Below are 19,187 nucleotides of genomic sequence, written 5' to 3'. Positions count from 1 at the left end.
ATCGGCAGCATGAAATTCAACTTTCATCACACTTTTCATGAAAATTCTGTAACCGCTGCGCCTAACTATCTGATAAAAATGTGACTACGCTTGCGCCGTGCATGCGAGGAGAACAAGTTGAAACCCAAAAATCAGGTTGCAGCAGCGACCATGAAAGATGTTGCCATGAAAGCAAAGGTTTCTACGGCAACCGTATCCCGTGCATTAATGAATCCGGAAAAAGTGTCGCAGACGACCCGTAATCGGGTTGAACAAGCCGCCATGGAAGTGGGTTATTTACCCCAGTCGATGGGACGTAACGTCAAACGAAACGAATCCCGCACTTTGCTGGTGATTGTGCCGGATATCTGCGATCCCTTTTTCAGCGAAATCATTCGCGGTATCGAAGTTACCGCGGCCGAACACGGCTATCTGGTACTGATTGGCGACTGCGCCCACCAGAATCAGCAAGAAAAAACCTTTATCGATCTGATCATTACCAAGCAAATCGACGGCATGCTGCTGTTAGGCTCACGCCTGCCGTTCGACGCCAGTATTGAAGAACAGCGCAATTTGCCGCCGATGGTCATGGCGAATGAATTTGCTCCTGAGCTGGAGCTGCCTACCGTACACATTGATAACCTGACCGCCGCTTTTAACGCCGTCAATTATCTACAGGAGCAGGGGCACCATCTGATTGGCTGTATTGCCGGGCCGGAAGAGATGCCATTGTGCCACTACCGCTTGCAGGGTTATGTGCAGGCGCTGCGCCGCTCCGGAACGACCGTCGATCCGCACTATATTGCGCGCGGTAATTTTACCTTTGAAGCCGGAGCGCACGCGCTGGAACAGCTTCTGGCGCTGCCCAATCCGCCAACGGCGGTGTTCTGCCATAGCGACGTTATGGCGCTGGGTGCGCTGTCGCTCGCCAAACGTCGGGGGTTGAAAGTACCGGACGACTTATCGATTATCGGTTTTGATAACATTTCACTGGCAGAGTACTCTGACCCGCCGCTCACTACGGTTGCGCAGCCGCGCTACGAAATTGGCCGGGAATCGATGCTGCTCCTGCTGGAACAACTGCAAGGTCATAACGTCAACAGCGGATCGCGCCTGCTGGATTGCGAATTGATCCTGCGCGGCAGTACCCGGGCGATTACGTAAATACCGGGCTTTAAGACACCCCCTTCTGGTCAAAAGCCCGTCGCTTAAGTAACATGGCGGGCTGATAAACGATATAAATACAGCGAAACGATAGTGGCACAACGAGATTATGTACGCCGCAGCCAGCCGGCTCCTTCGCGGCGAAAAGCGAGCAACTCACGGAAAAAGCAACGCAGCAGGTCTGCGGTCTCTCCAGCCATGGTCGCCATCGCGGCCGCCGTGCTGGTCGCCTTTATCGGTGGTCTGTACTTTATTACGCACCACAAAAAAGAAGAATCCGAAGCGCTGCAAAATCAAAAGGTCAGCGGTAACGGCCTGCCGCCGAAGCCGGAAGAGCGCTGGCGCTACATTAAAGAGCTGGAAAGCCGTCAGCCAGGCGTGCTTGCGCCGACAGAACCTTCTGCAGGCGGCGAAGTGAAAACCCCGGATCAACTGACAGATGAACAGCGCCAGCTGTTAGCGCAGATGCAGGCGGATATGCGCCAGCAGCCGACGCAGCTTAATGAAGTGCCGTGGAACGAACAGACGCCGGAACAACGTCAGCAAACGTTGCAGCGTCAGCGCCAGGCTCAGCAGCAGCAACAACCGCAGTGGACGCAAACGCAGCCGGTTCAGCAGCCGCGTACGCAGACGCGCGTTGTGGAACAGCCGGTTCAGCAGCAACCGGCGCGGACAACGGCCACTGCGCCGCGGCAAACGCAAACGCAAACTCAGCAGCAACCGAAAGCCGCCGCCACATCGCAGCCGTATCAGGATCTGTTGCAAACGCCGCCGCATACCACGGCAGCACAGCCGAAAGCGCAGCAGGCTGCGCCGATAACACGTGAAGCGGAAGCGCCGAAAACGCAAACGGCGGAGAAAAAAGATGACCGCCGCTGGATGATCCAGTGCGGTTCGTTTAAAGGTCAGGATCAGGCAGAAACCGTTCGCGCCCAGCTGGCGTTTGAAGGGTTTGATTCACGGATCACCAGCAACAACGGCTGGAACCGCGTGGTACTTGGCCCGGTGAAAGGCAAAGAGAATGCCGATTCCACCATTAGCCGTCTGAAAATGGCGGGTCATACAAACTGTATCCGTCTCGCCTCCGGGGGTTGAAACCCCCGAAATCTCCCCCATCTATAATTGCATTCTGCCCCGCACGCTGTGCGGGGCGCTGTATTCTGCATTTGTAACCAAGGGGTCTGCTCGTGACAACAATCGTAAGCGTACGCCGTAACGGCCATGTCGTTATTGCCGGTGATGGCCAGGCCACACTGGGTAATACCGTAATGAAGGGAAACGTGAAAAAAGTCCGCCGCCTGTATAACGACAAAGTTATCGCAGGTTTTGCCGGTGGTACGGCCGATGCCTTCACTCTGTTCGAACTTTTCGAACGCAAACTGGAAATGCACCAGGGCCATCTGGTGAAAGCAGCTGTCGAGCTGGCAAAGGACTGGCGCACCGATCGCATGCTGCGCAAGCTGGAAGCGCTGCTGGCGGTGGCAGATGAGAACGCGTCGCTGATCATCACCGGTAATGGTGATGTGGTTCAGCCGGAAAATGACCTGATCGCTATCGGTTCCGGTGGGCCATACGCCCAGGCCGCAGCCCGTGCGTTACTGGAAAATACTGAGCTTGGCGCGCGTGAAATCGCTGAGAAGGCGTTGGATATTGCAGGCGATATCTGCATTTACACCAACCACTTCCATACCATCGAAGAATTACCCTCTAAAGCGTAAGGATCTCCCATGTCTGAAATGACCCCACGCGAAATTGTCAGCGAACTGGACAAACACATTATCGGCCAAGACGCGGCTAAGCGTTCTGTGGCAATCGCCTTGCGTAACCGCTGGCGCCGTATGCAGCTTGATGAAGAGCTGCGTCACGAAGTGACACCAAAAAATATTCTGATGATCGGCCCGACCGGCGTCGGTAAAACCGAAATTGCTCGTCGTCTGGCGAAACTGGCTAACGCGCCGTTTATCAAAGTTGAAGCGACCAAGTTCACCGAAGTGGGCTATGTCGGGAAAGAAGTGGACTCTATCATCCGCGATCTGACCGATTCCGCGGTGAAAATGGTACGTATCCAGTCGATCGAGAAAAACCGCTACCGCGCCGAAGAGTTGGCCGAAGAGCGTATTCTCGACGTGCTGATCCCACCGGCAAAAAACAACTGGGGCCAGCCGGAGCAAGCCGCGGAACCTTCAGCTGCGCGCCAGTCTTTCCGCAAAAAACTGCGCGAAGGCCAGCTCGACGATAAAGAGATTGAAATCGATCTCGCCGCGGCGCCGATGGGCGTAGAGATCATGGCGCCTCCGGGCATGGAAGAGATGACCAATCAGTTGCAGTCCATGTTCCAGAACCTGGGCGGGCAGAAGCAGAAACCGCGTAAGCTGAAAATCAAAGACGCGATGAAGCTGCTGATTGAAGAAGAAGCATCGAAACTGGTCAACCCGGAAGAGTTGAAACAGGATGCTATCGAAGCCGTTGAGCAGCACGGGATCGTGTTTATCGACGAAATCGACAAAATCTGTAAGCGCGGCAACACTAGCGGGCCGGACGTTTCCCGCGAAGGCGTACAGCGCGACCTGCTGCCGCTGGTGGAAGGCTGCACCGTCTCGACCAAGCACGGCATGGTGAAAACCGATCACATTCTGTTTATCGCCTCCGGCGCGTTCCAGGTTGCCAGCCCGTCGGATCTGATCCCGGAATTGCAGGGCCGTCTGCCGATTCGCGTTGAATTGAAGGCGTTAACGACGGAAGATTTCGAGCGCATCCTGACCGAGCCAAACGCGTCTGTGACCGTACAGTACAAAGCGCTGATGGCGACCGAAGGCGTGAATATCGAATTTACCGACGACGGCATCAAACGCATTGCGCAGGCTGCGTGGCAGGTGAACGAAACCACGGAAAACATCGGTGCCCGCCGTTTGCATACCGTGCTGGAACGCCTGATGGAAGACATCTCCTACGACGCCAGCGATCTGGGCGGTGAAACCATTATCATTGATGCCAACTATGTGAGTAAGCACCTTGATGCTTTAGTGGCAGATGAAGATCTGAGCCGTTTTATCCTATAATCCCGTTCACAACGTTTTCATCACCTTCGATGGGGGCTTATGCCCCCATTTTTGTTGGCGTAATTTATGAACGAAACGCAATCTCTGAGCCTTACCCAGGCCTGGCTGGAAAGCCTGCGACCTAAAACATTACCGCTGGCATTCGCGGCCATTGTCGTGGGCACCGTGCTGGCGTGGTGGCAGGGTTATTTTGATCCGCTGGTCGCCGTGCTCGCGTTGATCACCGCCGGCCTGCTGCAAATTCTCTCCAACCTTGCCAATGATTACGGCGATGCAGTGAAGGGCAGCGATAAACCGGATCGCATTGGGCCGCTGCGCGGTATGCAGAAAGGCGCCATCTCGCTTGCGCAAATGAAGCGAGCGCTGATTATCATAATTGTGCTGAGCTGCATTTCCGGGCTGTTGCTGGTGACGGCGGCAACCCAGACGCTGGCGGATTTTATCGGTTTCCTCGTGCTTGGCGGCCTGTCGATCATTGCGGCGATAACCTACACCATTGGTAAGCGCCCGTATGGCTATCTCGGCCTTGGCGATATCTCAGTGCTGATTTTCTTTGGCTGGCTGAGCGTGATGGGAAGCTGGTATCTGCAAACGCATATGCTGATCCCGGCGGTTATCCTGCCCGCCACGGCCTGCGGCCTGCTGGCGACGGCTGTATTGAATATCAATAACTTGCGCGATATTGACAGCGACCGCGAGAACGGCAAAAACACGCTGGTGGTGCGTTTGGGGCCAATCAACGCCCGCCGCTATCACGTCGGCTTGCTGGTCGGCGCACTGCTGTGCCTGGCGCTGTTCAACCTGCTGTCATTGCATAGCCTGTGGGGATGGTTGTTTCTCCTTGCAGCACCGCTACTTATCAAACAAGCGCGCTTTGTGCTGCGCGAACGCGATCCGCGCGCTATGCCACCAATGCTTGAACGTACGGTAAAAGGCGCACTGCTTACTAACTTATTGTTTGTTATTGGAATAATTCTCAGTCAGACACACCTTTAACTGATTAATGTCAATTAACAATTGATGATTTTGCCAACAGTGCGGGATGCGCGATATACTAACGTTTCTCGCATCAACTGAACGTTAATCCTATGAAATACGATACTTCTGAGCTTTGTGACATCTACCAGGAAGAGATCAACGTTGTAGAGCCGCTATTCTCTAATTTTGGCGGTCGGTCGTCTTTTGGCGGACAAATCATCACGGTGAAATGTTTCGAGGATAACGGGTTGCTGTACGATCTGCTCGAACAAAATGGCCGTGGTCGCGTCCTGCTGGTCGACGGCGGCGGTTCTATGCGTCGCGCGTTAATCGACGCCGATCTCGCACGCACCGCGGTGCAAAACGAGTGGGAAGGCATTGTGGTTTATGGCGCTGTGCGCCAGGTTGACGATCTGGAAGAGCTGGATATCGGCATCCAGGCGATTGCCGCTATTCCGGTTGGCGCTGCAGGTGAAGGCATTGGTGAAAGCGACGTGCGCGTCAATTTCGGCGGTGTCACTTTCTTCTCTGGCGACCACCTTTATGCCGACAATACTGGCATTATCCTTTCCGAAGATCCCCTCGATATCGAGTAAAACAAAAGGGCGCCATCAGGCGCCCTTCTTCTTTTGCGTCAGACAACGCTTCACTTATCCGATCCGAACGATTTCACGTTGTAGCGAGGCGGCAAGCACATGAATTCCCGGGAGCATAGATAGCCTGACCGGGGTGAATGCACGCAGCCAACACCGCGAAAGATAAAACGTAATCAGACTTCTTCCATGCGGCCCAGCAGCGCCTGCAAACGCTCCTGCCAGCCGTGCTGCTGTTCTTTCAGCTGGTTGTTTTCGCGCTCCAGCTCTTCGCGGCTATGCTGTGCAGCCTGAACGTCCTGCGCCAGACTATTGTTCTTTTCTTTCAGCTCTTCGATTTCCATCTGCAACAGCGTGATGGTATCAATCGCCTGCTGCACTTTCGCTTCCAGTTTCTCGAACACTTCTAATGACATTGTCATACCTCTCCTGAGTTGCAAGGCGTTGATAGGTAAATCTTCGTCCCTAACACCGGCGACGCCTTAATAAAATGAGCGCATTTCGCTTGTCCACGATTGTATGAATCACACCAGCCCCTGTCCAGCGCGGAGCCGCGCTGTTTGCGCTTTGCAACACTTTTCGTCCTCATCCTGGTGCAACAGCGGTGCCCATCTCTACATTGTTAATAGTGAAGTTACAAAAATGATTCAGCTCACATTTCGATATGGCACAAAAACACCCCAATTCGCGCGAAAACGCTCATTTTATTGACGCAGTACACACATTTTAATTTCGATATTTCTCGTTTTTGCTCGTTAACGATAAATTAACACTATGTCTACACGACATCATGGGAGACGTTGGCCCCATGCTAACAATAACCATTACTCTTTAGCAGGATCCGATTATGAGTCAGACATCAACCTTAAAAGGCCAGTGCATCGCCGAGTTTCTCGGAACCGGGTTGTTGATTTTTTTCGGTGTCGGGTGTGTCGCAGCGCTGAAAGTGGCAGGCGCCACCTTCGGCCAGTGGGAAATCAGCATCATCTGGGGTCTTGGCGTGGCTATGGCCATCTACCTGACTGCAGGGGTTTCCGGCGCGCATCTTAACCCCGCGGTAACGATCGCACTATGGCTCTTCGCCAGTTTTGACGGGCGTAAAGTAGCTCCCTTCATCATTTCGCAGTTTGCCGGCGCGTTTTGCGCAGCGGCACTTGTTTACGGGCTTTACTACAATCTTTTCCTCGACTTCGAACATACGCACAATATGGTGCGCGGCAGCGTCGAAAGTCTTGATTTAGCGGGTATCTTTTCAACCTACCCTAACCCGCACATCAACTTTGTGCAGGCCTTCGCAGTTGAAATGGTCATTACCGCTGTTCTGATGGGCGTCATCATGGCGCTAGGCGATGATGGCAACGGCATTCCACGCGGACCGCTGGCACCCCTGCTGATTGGCCTGCTGATTGCGGTTATCGGCGCGTCGATGGGGCCACTGACCGGCTTCGCCATGAACCCGGCGCGTGATATCGGCCCGAAAACCTTCGCCTGGCTGGCAGGCTGGGGCGACGTCGCCTTTACCGGCGGCAAAGATATTCCCTACTTCCTCGTCCCGCTGTTCGGGCCGATCGTAGGCGCGGCGCTTGGCGCGTTCGGTTATCGTAAACTGATTGGCCGCCACCTGCCGTCAGGAACCAGTGAGGCGGCGGAAGAAAAAGGCACTGCCTCCACGACTCAACAAAAAGCTTCGCTGTAATGTGACTACGGGACTCTAACCATGACTGACAAAAAATATATCGTTGCGCTCGACCAGGGTACTACCAGTTCCCGCGCGGTTGTGATGGATCACGACGCCAACATCATCAGCGTTTCACAGCGCGAATTTGAACAAATTTACCCTAAGCCAGGCTGGGTTGAGCACGATCCCATGGAAATCTGGGCATCGCAAAGCTCCACGCTGGTCGAAGTGTTAGCGAAGGCAGACATCAACTCCGACGAAATCGCCGCCATCGGTATTACCAACCAGCGTGAAACGGCCATCGTCTGGGAACGCGAAACCGGCAAACCGATCTACAACGCAATTGTCTGGCAGTGCCGTCGTACCGCCGAGATTTGCGAGCAGCTCAAACGCGACGGCATGGAAGAGTACGTGCGCAACACCACCGGCCTTGTGATTGACCCGTACTTCTCCGGCACCAAAGTGAAGTGGATCCTCGATCACGTTGAAGGCTCCCGTGAACGTGCGCAACGCGGCGAACTGCTGTTCGGCACCGTAGATACCTGGCTTATCTGGAAAATGACGCAGGGCCGCGTTCACGTGACCGATTACACCAACGCCTCGCGTACCATGCTGTTTAACATCCACGCGCTGGACTGGGATGACAAAATGCTGGATGCGCTGGATATCCCGCGCGCCATGCTGCCGGAAGTGCGCAAATCCTCCGAAGTGTACGGTCAGACCAACATTGGTGGTAAAGGCGGTACGCGTATTCCTATCGCCGGGATCGCCGGTGACCAGCAAGCCGCGCTGTTTGGCCAGCTGTGCGTGAAAGAAGGGATGGCGAAAAATACCTACGGCACCGGCTGTTTTATGCTGATGAACACCGGCGAGAAAGCGGTGAAATCCGAGCACGGTCTGCTGACCACCATCGGCTGCGGCCCGAAAGGCGAAGTGAACTACGCGCTGGAAGGCGCAGTGTTCATGGCGGGGGCTTCCATCCAGTGGCTGCGTGATGAAATGAAGCTGATCAGCGATGCATTCGACTCTGAATATTTCGCTACCAAAGTAAAAGACACCAACGGCGTATACGTGGTTCCAGCCTTCACCGGCCTCGGCGCGCCATACTGGGACCCGTACGCACGCGGCGCCATTTTCGGCCTGACGCGCGGTGTGAACGCTAACCACATCATTCGCGCCACGCTGGAATCAATCGCCTACCAGACGCGCGACGTTCTGGAAGCGATGCAGGCAGACTCCGGTATTCGTTTACACGCGCTGCGTGTGGATGGCGGCGCGGTGGCCAACAACTTCCTGATGCAGTTCCAGTCCGACATTCTGGGCACCCGCGTAGAACGCCCGGAAGTGCGTGAAGTGACGGCGCTGGGCGCCGCCTACCTTGCGGGTCTGGCGGTCGGCTTCTGGCAGAATCTCGATGAATTACAGGAAAAAGCGGTCATCGAACGCGAATTCCGCCCTGGCATCGAAACCACCGAGCGCAACTACCGTTACAGCGGCTGGAAAAAAGCCGTCAAACGCGCGCTGGCGTGGGAAGATCACGACGAGTAATCCTGCCTTCTCTCCCCTCTCCCGTTTGGGGGAGGGGATCAATCCTCTCGCCCCTCTCCCTGTGATAAACTTTGTGCAATTTCTTTCACTACAGAGTGTGTTATGAGACGAGAACTTGCCATCGAATTCTCCCGCGTTACCGAGGCTGCGGCGCTGGCTGGCTACAAATGGCTGGGACGTGGCGATAAAAACACGGCGGACGGCGCAGCGGTAAACGCTATGCGCATCATGCTCAACAATGTCGACATTGACGGTACCATCGTCATTGGCGAAGGGGAGATCGATGAAGCGCCGATGCTGTTTATCGGTGAGAAAGTCGGCACAGGAAAAGGCGACGCCGTGGATATCGCGGTCGATCCTATTGAAGGCACCCGCATGACCGCAATGGGCCAGGCAAATGCGCTGGCGGTACTGGCTGTCGGCGATAAGGGTTGCTTCCTGAATGCGCCGGATATGTACATGGAAAAGCTGATTGTCGGCCCTGGCGCAAAAGGCGCTATCGACCTCAATCTGCCGCTGGCGGATAACCTGCGCAATATCGCCACCGCGCTAAGCAAACCGCTGACTGAGCTGACGGTCACCATCCTTGCTAAACCGCGCCATGACGTAACGATTGCAGAGATGCAAAAGCTCGGCGTGCGCGTTTTCGCCATTCCCGACGGCGATGTGGCGGCATCCATTCTTACCTGTATGCCGGATAGCGAAGTCGATGTGCTGTACGGTATCGGCGGCGCGCCGGAAGGCGTGGTTTCCGCAGCGGTGATCCGCGCGCTGGATGGCGACATGCAGGGACGTCTGCTGGCACGCCATCAGGTTAAAGGCGACAGCGAAGAGAACCGCCGCATCGGCGAGCAGGAGCTGAAACGCTGCCGTGGCATGGGCATTCAGGCGGGCAACGTGCTGCGTCTGGACGATATGGCGCGTAGCGATAATGTGATTTTTGCGGCAACCGGCATCACCAAAGGCGATCTGCTGGATGGCATTACCCGCAAAGGTAATATCGCCACCACGGAAACGCTGCTGATCCGCGGGAAATCGCGCACGATTCGCCGCATTCAGTCCATCCACTACCTTGATCGTAAAGATCCGGATGTGCAACGCCACATCCTGTAAGGCTATTTGTTCAATTGAGCTTTCCGGCCCGCACGGGCTGGAAATCTCCCTCCACAGGCACGAAGATAAGGCAACGCAACTGAACAGGAGAAAACCATGGCGGAATGGGTAACAGGAAAAGTCACTAAGGTGCAGTTCTGGACCGATGCGCTATTTAGCCTCACCGTTCATGCCCCCGTTCACCCCTTCACTGCCGGGCAGTTCGCCAAGCTTGGTCTGGAAATTGACGGCGAGCGCGTTCAGCGCGCTTACTCTTACGTCAATGCGCCGGGTAACCCCGACCTCGAGTTCTATCTTGTCACCGTACCGGAAGGCAAACTCAGCCCGCGCCTGGCGGCTCTGCAACCGGGAGACGAGGTGCAGATTGTCAGCGAAGCCGCCGGTTTCTTTGTGCTTGAGGAAGTACCGGATTGCGAAACGCTATGGATGCTGGCCACCGGTACCGCTATAGGGCCATATCTGTCGATTTTGCAGGAAGGCAGGGATCTGCAACGCTTTAAAAATCTGGTGCTGGTGCACGCCGTGCGCTATGCCGCGGATCTCAGCTATCTGCCGCTGATGCTGGAACTGCAACAGCGTTATGAAGGGAAACTGCGTATTCAGACGGTAGTCAGCCGGGAGACGATTTCCGGCTCGCTGACCGGACGCGTACCGGCGTTGATTGAAAGCGGTGCGCTGGAAGAAGCCGTCGGGCTGCCGATGAACACCGAAACCAGCCATGTGATGCTGTGTGGCAACCCGCAGATGGTACGCGATACCACACAACTCCTTAAAGATTCCCGGCAAATGGCCAAGCACCTGCGCCGCCGACCGGGGCATATCACCGCGGAACACTACTGGTAATCAGCGGTACTTCACTTCCAGCGTCTCTTTGCCATATTTGTTTTCTCCCTGGGTGCCGACAAACGCGCCCAGGTCGATCAGCATCATGACGATAATCACCACCGGAATCAGACGTCCCACCGCCCATTCCAGCGTACCGTTCAGCACTTCCCAGTGGCCGGAAAGCAGCATCCACGCCAGCACCATCAGCAATCCCCACGCGCCATGACGGCCGCGATCGTGCAAACGTTTCACCATTACGCAGGCAGTCGGCCAGATGAGACACACCAGAATAAACGCGGCCATCTGGAAATCGAGCATCCCGCTGTTTGCCAGCGCAAACAGCACTGTCATGCTCACTACCCAGAGAATGATCCAGACCCAAAAGTCGCGTCGACCAATGCGCCCTTTAAACGAAAACAACCACTGCTGTATGCCCATGTAAGGTTCCTTATTATCGTAATGCTGCGTAGTTTACCCTGGCAGCGGGAGTTTTTGACAAGCCAGCCCGATATCGTTTTAATCGTGAGCACACTTTAGAGAGGGCGATGTAATGAAAGCATGGCGTTACCCGATTTGGCTGCTCTTCTCAGCGCTGGTCTTCGGCTCCCCGGTGTGGGCGGAAGAGACGCCTGCCACAGCAACCGCGCCCTACCTGCTGCCGGGCGCGCCGACATTCGACCAGTCGATCAGCCAGTTCCGGGAAAAATTTAATACTGACAACCCGACGCTGGCGCTGAACGAGTTCCGCGCTGTCGATGCCCGCAACGATCAGGCGAACCTGACGCGCGCCGCAACAAAAATTAACGACAACCTTTATGCATCGACAGCGCTGGAGCGCGGTACGCTGAAAATAAAATCGATGCAAATCACCTGGCTGCCGGTACAGGGTCCAGAGCAAAAGGCGGCGAAAGCAAAAGCCCAGGAGTATATGGCGGCGATAATTCGCGCGTTTTCCCCGGCAATGACCACCGCGCAAAGCGGGCAAAAGCTGCAAAAGTTGCTGAACAACGGCAAAAACAAAGCGTACTACGCGGAAACAGAAGGTGCAGTACGTTATGTGGTGGCAGATAACGGCGAAAAGGGGCTGACCTTCGCTGTTGAACCGATTAAGCTGACGCTATCTGAATCGCTTGAAGATAACAATAAATGACAAAAAGCAAAGCCTTTCAGAGGATGAATCTCTATACTATTTCACAGACCATGCTGCCCTGAAGGGCGGCCATATTCCTTAATTCGCCAAGCGCGTGGAGAGTAAAAATGCGACATCCTTTAGTGATGGGTAACTGGAAACTGAACGGCAGCCGCCACATGGTAAACGAACTGGTTGCAAACCTGCGTACTGAGCTGGCTGGCGTAACAGGCTGTGCAGTCGCGATTGCACCGCCGGAAATGTACCTGGATCTGGCTAAACATGCCGCTGACGGTAGCCACATCATCCTGGGCGCGCAGAACGTCGACGTTAACCTGTCCGGCGCTTTCACCGGTGAAACCTCTGCCGAAATGCTGAAAGACATCGGCGCAAAATACATCATCATCGGCCACTCTGAGCGTCGTACTTACCACGCAGAATCCGATGAATTCATCGCCAAAAAATTCGCCGTACTGAAAGCGCAGGGCCTGATCCCGGTACTGTGCATCGGTGAAACCGAAGCAGAAAACGAAGCGGGTAAAACCGAAGAAGTATGCGCACGCCAGATCGACGCTGTGCTGAAAACTCAGGGCGCGAGCGCGTTCGAAGGCGCAGTGATTGCCTACGAACCGGTATGGGCCATCGGCACCGGCAAATCTGCAACTCCGGCGCAGGCGCAGGCAGTACACAAATTTATCCGTGACCACATTGCTAAAGCAGACGCGAAAGTGGCTGAGCAAGTGATCATTCAGTACGGCGGTTCCGTGAACGCCGGCAACGCCGCAGAGCTGTTCACCCAGCCGGACATCGACGGTGCGCTGGTTGGCGGCGCGTCCCTGAAAGCTGACGCTTTCGCGGTGATCGTCAAAGCAGCAGAAGCAGCAAAACAGGCGTAATTGCGCGGTAAGTGGCGGGTAGCGTTTACGCTAACCCGCCCTACAAAACTGTAGGCCCGGTAAGCGTTAGCGCCACCGGGCTTTTTTACAAACGCCCCAGTAAACTAAACCACAAATAATCCAGCGGCAATAACACCAGATACGTCACCACTGCCAGCGCCAGACAGAGCAGCATTCCCGCGCGTGCCGGCACTTTCCCCAGTGCCATAGCCACCACAATCGGCGACGCCTGATACGGCAACAGCGGTGTGGAGTAACCCAGCACCTGAATCATGATGACCGACAGCAGCGGGAATCCGGTCGCGTCAGAAAAACTCTGCGCCAGCGTGGTAAACAGCGCCGGAACGCCGTTGGCGGTCATAATGAAATTGAGCGCCGTGGTGATGCCCGTCAGCGCGAGAAAACTGGTGAACGGGTTAGCCGGATCGAGCGGCATCACCCTCAGCAACGCGTCCCCGACTGCACTGCCGATGCCGGTTTGCGTCACCGTGATCGCTAACCCCAAAATCCCGGCAACGTAAATACAGGCGCGGATATTCACCCCGGTAGAAAACTCGTCACCATTGATAAAGCCAATGCGCGGCAGCAAGGTGACGCAGGCCGCCGCCAGCCCGGTCCACGCCGGACCGATGCCGTGCCAGCTCTCCGTCACCCACATCGTCAGCACCACAGCCAGCAGCCACGCCAGCCGTTTCTCCTCCCGGCTCATCGGCGCAGAAAGTGCCTCTTCACGCGGCACCTGCAGCTGCCCCGGAAACAGCCAGCAGATCAGGCCAATCAGAATAACGCCTTTCAGAATGCCGAGTACCGGCGTGTGCAACAGCAAATAGGGAAGATAGTTGAGATGAATGCCATAAGAGCCTTCCGCCGCGCCGCTCATCACCAGATTGGGAACGTTGGCGGGCAGAATAGTGGCCGAAAGCTGGAACGTACCGAAACCGACGGCCAGCGCCAGCCCGTACCATGAACGTGTACCTTCCTGAATGCCCGATCGCGCCGCCATCGCTGCAACGATCGGCATCAGCAGCGCAATGCGCCCCATATTCGACGGCATCACAAAAGCCAGCGCATAACTCAACAGTACGACGCTGGCGACCATTTGCAGCCATGACGTTGTCAGCCGCGATGACAGCGCGCGGGCGGCTCTGTCCGCCAGACCGGTTTTACGGATCGCCACGCCCAGCACAAAGCCGCTGAACACCAGCCAGAATGCCGAAGAAGCAAACCCACCGAAGACCACTTCCGGCGGCGTGATTTTCGCCACCATCGCTGCCGTAAAGAACAGTAGCGCAGTAATAAACTCCGGTAACAGCGAGGTCGCCCACAGCACAATGGTGATGCCGACAATTAACGAGGGAAGGAACAGAGGGTGAGTAAGCCAGAGCGACATGCCTGTCTCCTGTAGATTTTTTCAGCAAGTCTACGGCGACAGGCAGGTTGAGTAAACGCGAATTATAGTGGGGTTATTTGAGGATATCGCATTGATGATCCTGAATTTCCTCCGCAGAAGCGCGATTAAGCGCCAGCAGATTACGCTCGGTTGCCAGCAGCACAAACGAGCCGTCCGCCTGTTGCGCCATCGCCAGCGCAAAACGCCCCATATGCGCTTTTGCTTCCGGGATTTCTTCCGCCAGCATCAGGAACGGGCTACGCTGCACCAGCTCCGCTTCCGTCACGCGGCGGGCCAAATATTGATGTCCGAGCAAACCGCCCGGGAATTCCAGCCACTGGCTGCTAATGCGCGCTGCATTGTCATTTAACTGACGACGTACATCGGGGCGCAGGCAGGAGATGTGAATGTGAAAGTGGTTTTGTGTACGCCCCATGCGGGAGTTGATGGTCAGAGAGATGGCATTATCCGGCACTTCGCTGCCGCGCAGGTTGCTCATCACGTCACGGGATTGCCACGCCTGCCAGAAGAAGTTTGGCGTTGTCGCTTGCAGCAGCAGCGGGCTTTCCGTGCCGTTGATGCGATAAGTCGGCATCAACAGAAATTGCAGCGGCCCATTGCGATCTTTCATCAGCACGTAACCACTTTTCAGGTTCACCTGCGCACAGGGAGCGGGCGAATTGTGCTCGCGGGCATTCGGCAGGCATTGCCCGATAACGATCTGCCGCAACGCGTCCGGATTGCCGCGACCTTTAAACCAGTATGCAGTTCCCGCGCCCGCCAGAACAACCAGCACTAACAGGGCAATGATAAGACGACGTACTGTTTTCATATTTCCGCTTCCTTTGCTGAAAGAACCGGAATGATAGCGTAAAACAGCAGTGAAGTCGGAAATCCTGGATTTTACGCAGGGGCAAAAATGACATCGCCCTCAGGAGAGGGCGATGTGCGGGGATTAACGTTTGCTGATTTGGTCGAACGTACCGCCGTTAGAGAAGTGCTCTTTTTGCGCTTTGGTCCAGCCGCCAAACTCATCATCAATGGTGAAGAGTTTCAGTTTCGGGAACTCACTCGCGTATTTCGCGGCAATTTGCGGATCGCGCGGGCGGTAGAAGTTCTTCGCAACGATCTCCTGGCCTTCCGGTGAGTAGAGATATTTCAGGTAGGCTTCAGCCACTTTCTCGGTGCCTTTTTTCTCGGCAACTTTATCAACGACAGAAACCGTTGGCTCAGCGAGGATCGATTCGCTCGGCGTCACGATTTCAAACTTGTCTTTGCCCAGTTCGTTGGTTGCCAGCAACGCTTCGTTTTCCCACGCAATCAGCACATCGCCAATGCCGCGTTCAACAAAGGTACTGGTCGCACCGCGCGCGCCGGAATCCAGCACTTCAACGTTTTTATACAGAGCTTTCACGAACTCCTGCGCTTTTGCCTGATCGCCATTGTTATGGTGCAGAGCGTAGCCCCAGGCTGCCAGATAGTTCCAGCGTGCGCCGCCGGAGCTTTTCGGGTTCGGCGTAATAACGGAAACGCCCGGTTTCACCAGATCGTTCCAGTCATGAATCTGTTTCGGGTTGCCTTTGCGTACCAGGAAGACGATGGTTGAGGTGTAAGGCGCGGAGTTGTCCGGCAGGCGTTTGATCCAGTCTTTATCAATGCGGCCGCGTTCAGCGATAGCGTCAACGTCATAAGCCAGCGCCAGCGTCACGACATCGGCATCAATGCCGTTAATTACCGAGGTCGCCTGTTTACCAGAACCGCCGTGAGATTGACGGATCACGACATTGTCGCCGGTCTCTTGTTTCCAGTGCGCGCTAAACGCTTTGTTGTACTGTTCGTACAGCTCACGCGTTGGATCGTAAGACACGTTTAATAACTGGATGTCCTTAGCCAGAACGCTGGTGGAAGCCAGCAGTAAAGTTATTCCCACGCCCCATTTATTCATCGCCCACTCTCTTTGGTTGTGTATTTTGATGAGACCAGCGTGCCAGAAAGATAATCAATGATTAAAGAATAAAAAAAGATTGGCTATAACTATGCGGAATAAATAGACATAAAAAAACGCCCTCGCTGTGAGGGCGTTTCGCACGATTAAAAGAGTTTCTTCGCGCAGTCCAGCCAGTCGCCTTTGAACGGGCGCTTCATGTTCTCGATAGCGTCGATAATGTCGTGGTGAACCATTTTTTCGTTCTGGATACCGACGCAGCGACCGCCAAAGCCCTGCAGCAGCAGTTCAATCGCGTAAGAACCCATACGGGATGCCAGGATACGGTCGTAAGGCACCGGAGAGCCGCCGCGCTGAATATGGCCGAGAACGGTCGCACGCGTTTCACGCTGTGTTTCGCTTTCGATATATTTCGCCAGCTCGTCAATGTCGCAAATGTGCTCAGTGATCGCCACAATCGCGTGTTTTTTACCTTTGGCGATACCCGCTTTGATTTCTGCGACCAGATCTTCACGGTTGAATTCTACTTCCGGCAGAACGATAAACTCACAGCCACCGGCAATTGCCGCAGCCAGAGTCAGGTCGCCGCAGTAACGGCCCATCACTTCAACGATGGAGATACGCTGGTGGGAAGAAGAGGTATCACGCAGGCGGTCAATCGCTTCAACGACGGTTTGCAGCGCGGTAAAATAACCGATGGTGTAGTCCGTTCCCGCAACGTCGTTATCAATGGTGCCCGGCAGACCAATGCACGGGAAACCCATTTCAGTCAGGCGTTTGGCGCCCATATAAGAACCGTCACCACCGATAACAACCAGGGCGTCGATGCCGCGTTTTTTCATGTTCTCAATAGCCACGGCACGGACATGCTCTTCGCGGAATTCCGGGAAGCGGGCAGAGCCGAGGAATGTACCGCCGCGGTTGATCATATCCGACACGCTGTAGCGGTCGAGTTGGATCATGCGGTCTTCGTACAGGCCGAGGTAACCATCATAGATACCTGCAACTTCCAGACCTTCTGTTAATGCTGCACGGACGACCCCGCGGATCGCGGCATTCATGCCTGGCGCATCACCGCCACTTGTCAACACACCGATTTTTTTAATCATGACTACCTCTGAACTAGGAATGCAAAATAAATTCTGTGGCCCGAAGCGACTCCCCACGGGAGCGAACAACTATGCTGCAAATAGTATATCAATCACTGCTTGCTGAATTGATTCAGGTCAGCCCAAATGGCGGTAATTTATACACAAAAAACGGGTCTGGCTCACTTTTTTACAATGAAATACGAATGCACCGTTGTGCTTAACGTCCCTGAGGTACGACTGAGCAGGGATCCTGGTGAATAATGACATCCGATCCCGGAAAACGTTGCAGAATGGCCTGCTCTACCTGCTCAGCCACAAGATGCGCCTGAACCAACGGCAGGTTATCGTCCATTTCTAAATGTATTTGAATAAAGCGGGTCGGCCCTGACTGCCGCGTGCGAAGATCGTGCGCGCCGTTAACGCTTGGCCAGGCAGTGACAATATCGACAATCTCCCGGCGCTCTTCGTCGGGTAACGCTCTGTCCAGCAACGCCTGAACCGCTTCATACCCCATGCGTAACGCGCTATACAGAATATAGCTGCCAATCCCCAGTGCAAACAGCGCATCCGCCCGGTGCCATCCGTACCAGGACAGACCAAGCGCGATGAGAATTGCACCGTTCATCATAACATCAGACTGATAATGAAGCATATCCGCCCGCACCGCCTGGCTGTGGGTTTTACGCACCACCCAGCGCTGAAAAGTGACTAATATCACAGTACTGAATAACGCGATTAGCGTGACGGTAATACCAATCCTGGCAGCACGAAGCGGCTCGGGGTTAGCCAGATGCTGAATACCGGTCAAAAACAAAAACAGCGCCGAACCGGAAATAAACATACTTTGCGCCAGCGCGGCCAACGACTCCGCTTTACCATGCCCGAAAGTGTGTTCTTCATCAGCGGGCTGCAACGAGTAACGCACCACTAACAGGTTGGTCAGCGATGCCGCGATATCCACCAGAGAATCCACCAATGCCGCCAGAATACTGACCGACCCGGTGAACCACCATGCAAAAATTTTAATTAACAGTAGTGACGATGCCATGACGGTCGCCGCGATTGCCGCCCGGGTAACCAGCCGCCCATAGGATTGATTCATAAACGCTCCTGCTTTGTCCTGCGGGAATTATAACGGATGGCATCCCCGGTGATGGTGAAATTAAGCGGGGGAATTTGTGCAAAAATCTTAGCTGTCGGTTCATCTGCTGACCAACAGCGGAAAACCAAGCAGTACGTTGATAGCGGCCAAATGACAGAAGCCGCCAAATGTGGCGGCTTCAATTCTCTACCCTTTCGATTTTTTAGGGTCATCTTTTCGCGGATATGTTCGCTCTTCCTGGAACTTACCATCTTGCTTATGAATTTTCACTGAGCCTTGCTTATCGCTCATAAATTCGCGCATTTTAGTGATGAGTTCAGCCTTCGTGTCAGCCGTTTTACTGGGGCGATCGTTCCCTTCCTTTTGCAACTTCCACTTATCACCCTCTTTCGTTACGTGATAATTATCCATTGAAAGTCCTCAGATAAAAAAAGCAACATTGCTTCCCTAAAATCCTAACCCAGGCGAAACCGCTGAATTGTGCGGATGGCCCACCTTTGGGTTATCTCAGGAGAAAATCAGATTTTTGCGCCGCTGCAACATACACGGCCGATGTGGACTCCCTCGTTTTTGGGTTCCCAGCGTGATGGCAGGTAAACGCTACTCTTTGGGCTTGCGCTTCACCTTCACTTTTCGGTTTCGGGTCAGCAGAGCTTTCAGGCCGGTATTTAACTTATGGGATTCATTCAGTTCCGGA

Annotated in this window: 20 protein-coding genes; 12 read left to right on the top strand and 8 right to left on the bottom strand. The window is 54.7% G+C overall.

Going from position 1 to position 19,187, the window contains the following annotated elements:
- The first annotated feature begins 117 nt into the window (after nt 1-117).
- The 6 genes from cytR (at nt 118) to rraA (ending at nt 5,776) form a co-directional block, all read left to right on the top strand.
- The gene (gene cytR / locus C0557_RS26540; RefSeq protein ID WP_208662596.1) at nt 118-1,143 is read left to right on the top strand and encodes a DNA-binding transcriptional regulator CytR; all 1,026 of its coding nucleotides are present in this window, start codon (nt 118-120) and stop codon (nt 1,141-1,143) included.
- A 93-nt stretch (nt 1,144-1,236) separates the two neighbouring features.
- Nucleotides 1,237-2,238 (top strand): cell division protein FtsN, encoded by a 1,002-nt coding sequence (ftsN, locus tag C0557_RS26535; protein ID WP_074780638.1) that lies wholly within the window; start codon nt 1,237-1,239, stop codon nt 2,236-2,238.
- Between the two features lie 92 nt (nt 2,239-2,330).
- A complete protein-coding gene (gene hslV / locus C0557_RS26530) occupies nt 2,331-2,861 on the top strand; it encodes an ATP-dependent protease subunit HslV (RefSeq protein WP_007369227.1) in 531 nt (176 codons plus the stop codon).
- A 9-nt stretch (nt 2,862-2,870) separates the two neighbouring features.
- On the top strand, nt 2,871-4,202 hold the full coding sequence (hslU, locus tag C0557_RS26525; protein ID WP_208662594.1) for an HslU--HslV peptidase ATPase subunit: 1,332 nt from the start codon (nt 2,871-2,873) through the stop codon (nt 4,200-4,202).
- Between the two features lie 66 nt (nt 4,203-4,268).
- Entirely contained in the window at nt 4,269-5,198 is a 930-nt protein-coding gene (gene menA, locus C0557_RS26520) for a 1,4-dihydroxy-2-naphthoate polyprenyltransferase (protein WP_208662592.1), read from the top strand.
- A gap of 92 nt (nt 5,199-5,290) precedes the next feature.
- Nucleotides 5,291-5,776, top strand: a complete 486-nt coding sequence (gene rraA / locus C0557_RS26515; RefSeq protein WP_007369230.1) for a ribonuclease E activity regulator RraA — start codon at nt 5,291-5,293, stop codon at nt 5,774-5,776.
- 173 nt (nt 5,777-5,949) lie between these two features.
- On the opposite strand, the gene zapB is transcribed toward rraA, so the two are convergent.
- Nucleotides 5,950-6,195: a septal ring assembly protein ZapB gene (gene zapB / locus C0557_RS26510; RefSeq protein WP_007369231.1), complete on the bottom strand. Its 246-nt coding sequence runs from the start codon at nt 6,193-6,195 to the stop codon at nt 5,950-5,952.
- A 425-nt stretch (nt 6,196-6,620) separates the two neighbouring features.
- Here zapB and C0557_RS26505 point away from each other — a divergent pair, with 425 nt between their 5' ends.
- From C0557_RS26505 to fpr, 4 genes are all read left to right on the top strand, one after another.
- On the top strand, nt 6,621-7,469 hold the full coding sequence (locus C0557_RS26505; protein WP_079517136.1) for an MIP/aquaporin family protein: 849 nt from the start codon (nt 6,621-6,623) through the stop codon (nt 7,467-7,469).
- A gap of 21 nt (nt 7,470-7,490) precedes the next feature.
- Nucleotides 7,491-8,999: a glycerol kinase GlpK gene (glpK, locus tag C0557_RS26500; RefSeq protein WP_074780138.1), complete on the top strand. Its 1,509-nt coding sequence runs from the start codon at nt 7,491-7,493 to the stop codon at nt 8,997-8,999.
- Nucleotides 9,000-9,101: 102 nt separating this feature from the next.
- Entirely contained in the window at nt 9,102-10,112 is a 1,011-nt protein-coding gene (glpX, locus tag C0557_RS26495; RefSeq protein WP_208662590.1) for a class II fructose-bisphosphatase, read from the top strand.
- Nucleotides 10,113-10,208: 96 nt separating this feature from the next.
- Nucleotides 10,209-10,955 carry a ferredoxin--NADP(+) reductase gene (gene fpr / locus C0557_RS26490; RefSeq protein ID WP_208662588.1) on the top strand — a complete coding sequence of 249 codons (747 nt, stop codon included), beginning with the start codon at nt 10,209-10,211 and terminating at the stop codon, nt 10,953-10,955.
- Here the strand turns inward: fpr and C0557_RS26485 are convergent, their stop codons facing one another.
- Nucleotides 10,956-11,375: a DUF805 domain-containing protein gene (locus C0557_RS26485; protein WP_007369236.1), complete on the bottom strand. Its 420-nt coding sequence runs from the start codon at nt 11,373-11,375 to the stop codon at nt 10,956-10,958.
- Between the two features lie 112 nt (nt 11,376-11,487).
- Here C0557_RS26485 and C0557_RS26480 point away from each other — a divergent pair, with 112 nt between their 5' ends.
- Together C0557_RS26480 and tpiA are read left to right on the top strand one after the other, a co-directional pair.
- Complete coding sequence (locus C0557_RS26480) at nt 11,488-12,087, top strand: DUF1454 family protein (RefSeq protein WP_208662586.1); 600 nt, start codon at nt 11,488-11,490, stop codon at nt 12,085-12,087.
- Between the two features lie 107 nt (nt 12,088-12,194).
- Nucleotides 12,195-12,962, top strand: a complete 768-nt coding sequence (gene tpiA, locus C0557_RS26475; protein ID WP_007369238.1) for a triose-phosphate isomerase — start codon at nt 12,195-12,197, stop codon at nt 12,960-12,962.
- An 85-nt stretch (nt 12,963-13,047) separates the two neighbouring features.
- Here tpiA and C0557_RS26470 read toward each other — a convergent pair whose 3' ends face one another.
- The 6 genes from C0557_RS26470 to C0557_RS26445 all read right to left on the bottom strand — a co-directional run bounded on the left by C0557_RS26470 (nt 13,048) and on the right by C0557_RS26445 (nt 18,901).
- Nucleotides 13,048-14,352 carry an SLC13 family permease gene (locus C0557_RS26470; protein WP_208662583.1) on the bottom strand — a complete coding sequence of 435 codons (1,305 nt, stop codon included), beginning with the start codon at nt 14,350-14,352 and terminating at the stop codon, nt 13,048-13,050.
- Nucleotides 14,353-14,425: 73 nt separating this feature from the next.
- A complete protein-coding gene (locus tag C0557_RS26465; protein ID WP_208662581.1) occupies nt 14,426-15,184 on the bottom strand; it encodes a CDP-diacylglycerol diphosphatase in 759 nt (252 codons plus the stop codon).
- Between the two features lie 123 nt (nt 15,185-15,307).
- Nucleotides 15,308-16,297, bottom strand: coding sequence for a sulfate ABC transporter substrate-binding protein (locus C0557_RS26460; RefSeq protein ID WP_208662579.1), 990 nt, complete (start codon nt 16,295-16,297; stop codon nt 15,308-15,310).
- A gap of 146 nt (nt 16,298-16,443) precedes the next feature.
- Entirely contained in the window at nt 16,444-17,406 is a 963-nt protein-coding gene (pfkA, locus tag C0557_RS26455) for a 6-phosphofructokinase (protein ID WP_208662577.1), read from the bottom strand.
- A gap of 199 nt (nt 17,407-17,605) precedes the next feature.
- Entirely contained in the window at nt 17,606-18,490 is an 885-nt protein-coding gene (fieF, locus tag C0557_RS26450; RefSeq protein WP_208662575.1) for a CDF family cation-efflux transporter FieF, read from the bottom strand.
- Between the two features lie 186 nt (nt 18,491-18,676).
- Nucleotides 18,677-18,901, bottom strand: a complete 225-nt coding sequence (locus C0557_RS26445) for a DUF2188 domain-containing protein (RefSeq protein WP_074780165.1) — start codon at nt 18,899-18,901, stop codon at nt 18,677-18,679.
- Between the last annotated feature and the right edge of the window lie 286 nt (nt 18,902-19,187).

Origin of the sequence: Kosakonia sp. MUSA4, assembly GCF_013085925.1 — a bacterium.
In the GTDB taxonomy this organism is placed as follows: domain Bacteria; phylum Pseudomonadota; class Gammaproteobacteria; order Enterobacterales; family Enterobacteriaceae; genus Kosakonia; species Kosakonia sacchari_B.
This window is presented reverse-complemented; position numbering and strand designations above follow the sequence as displayed.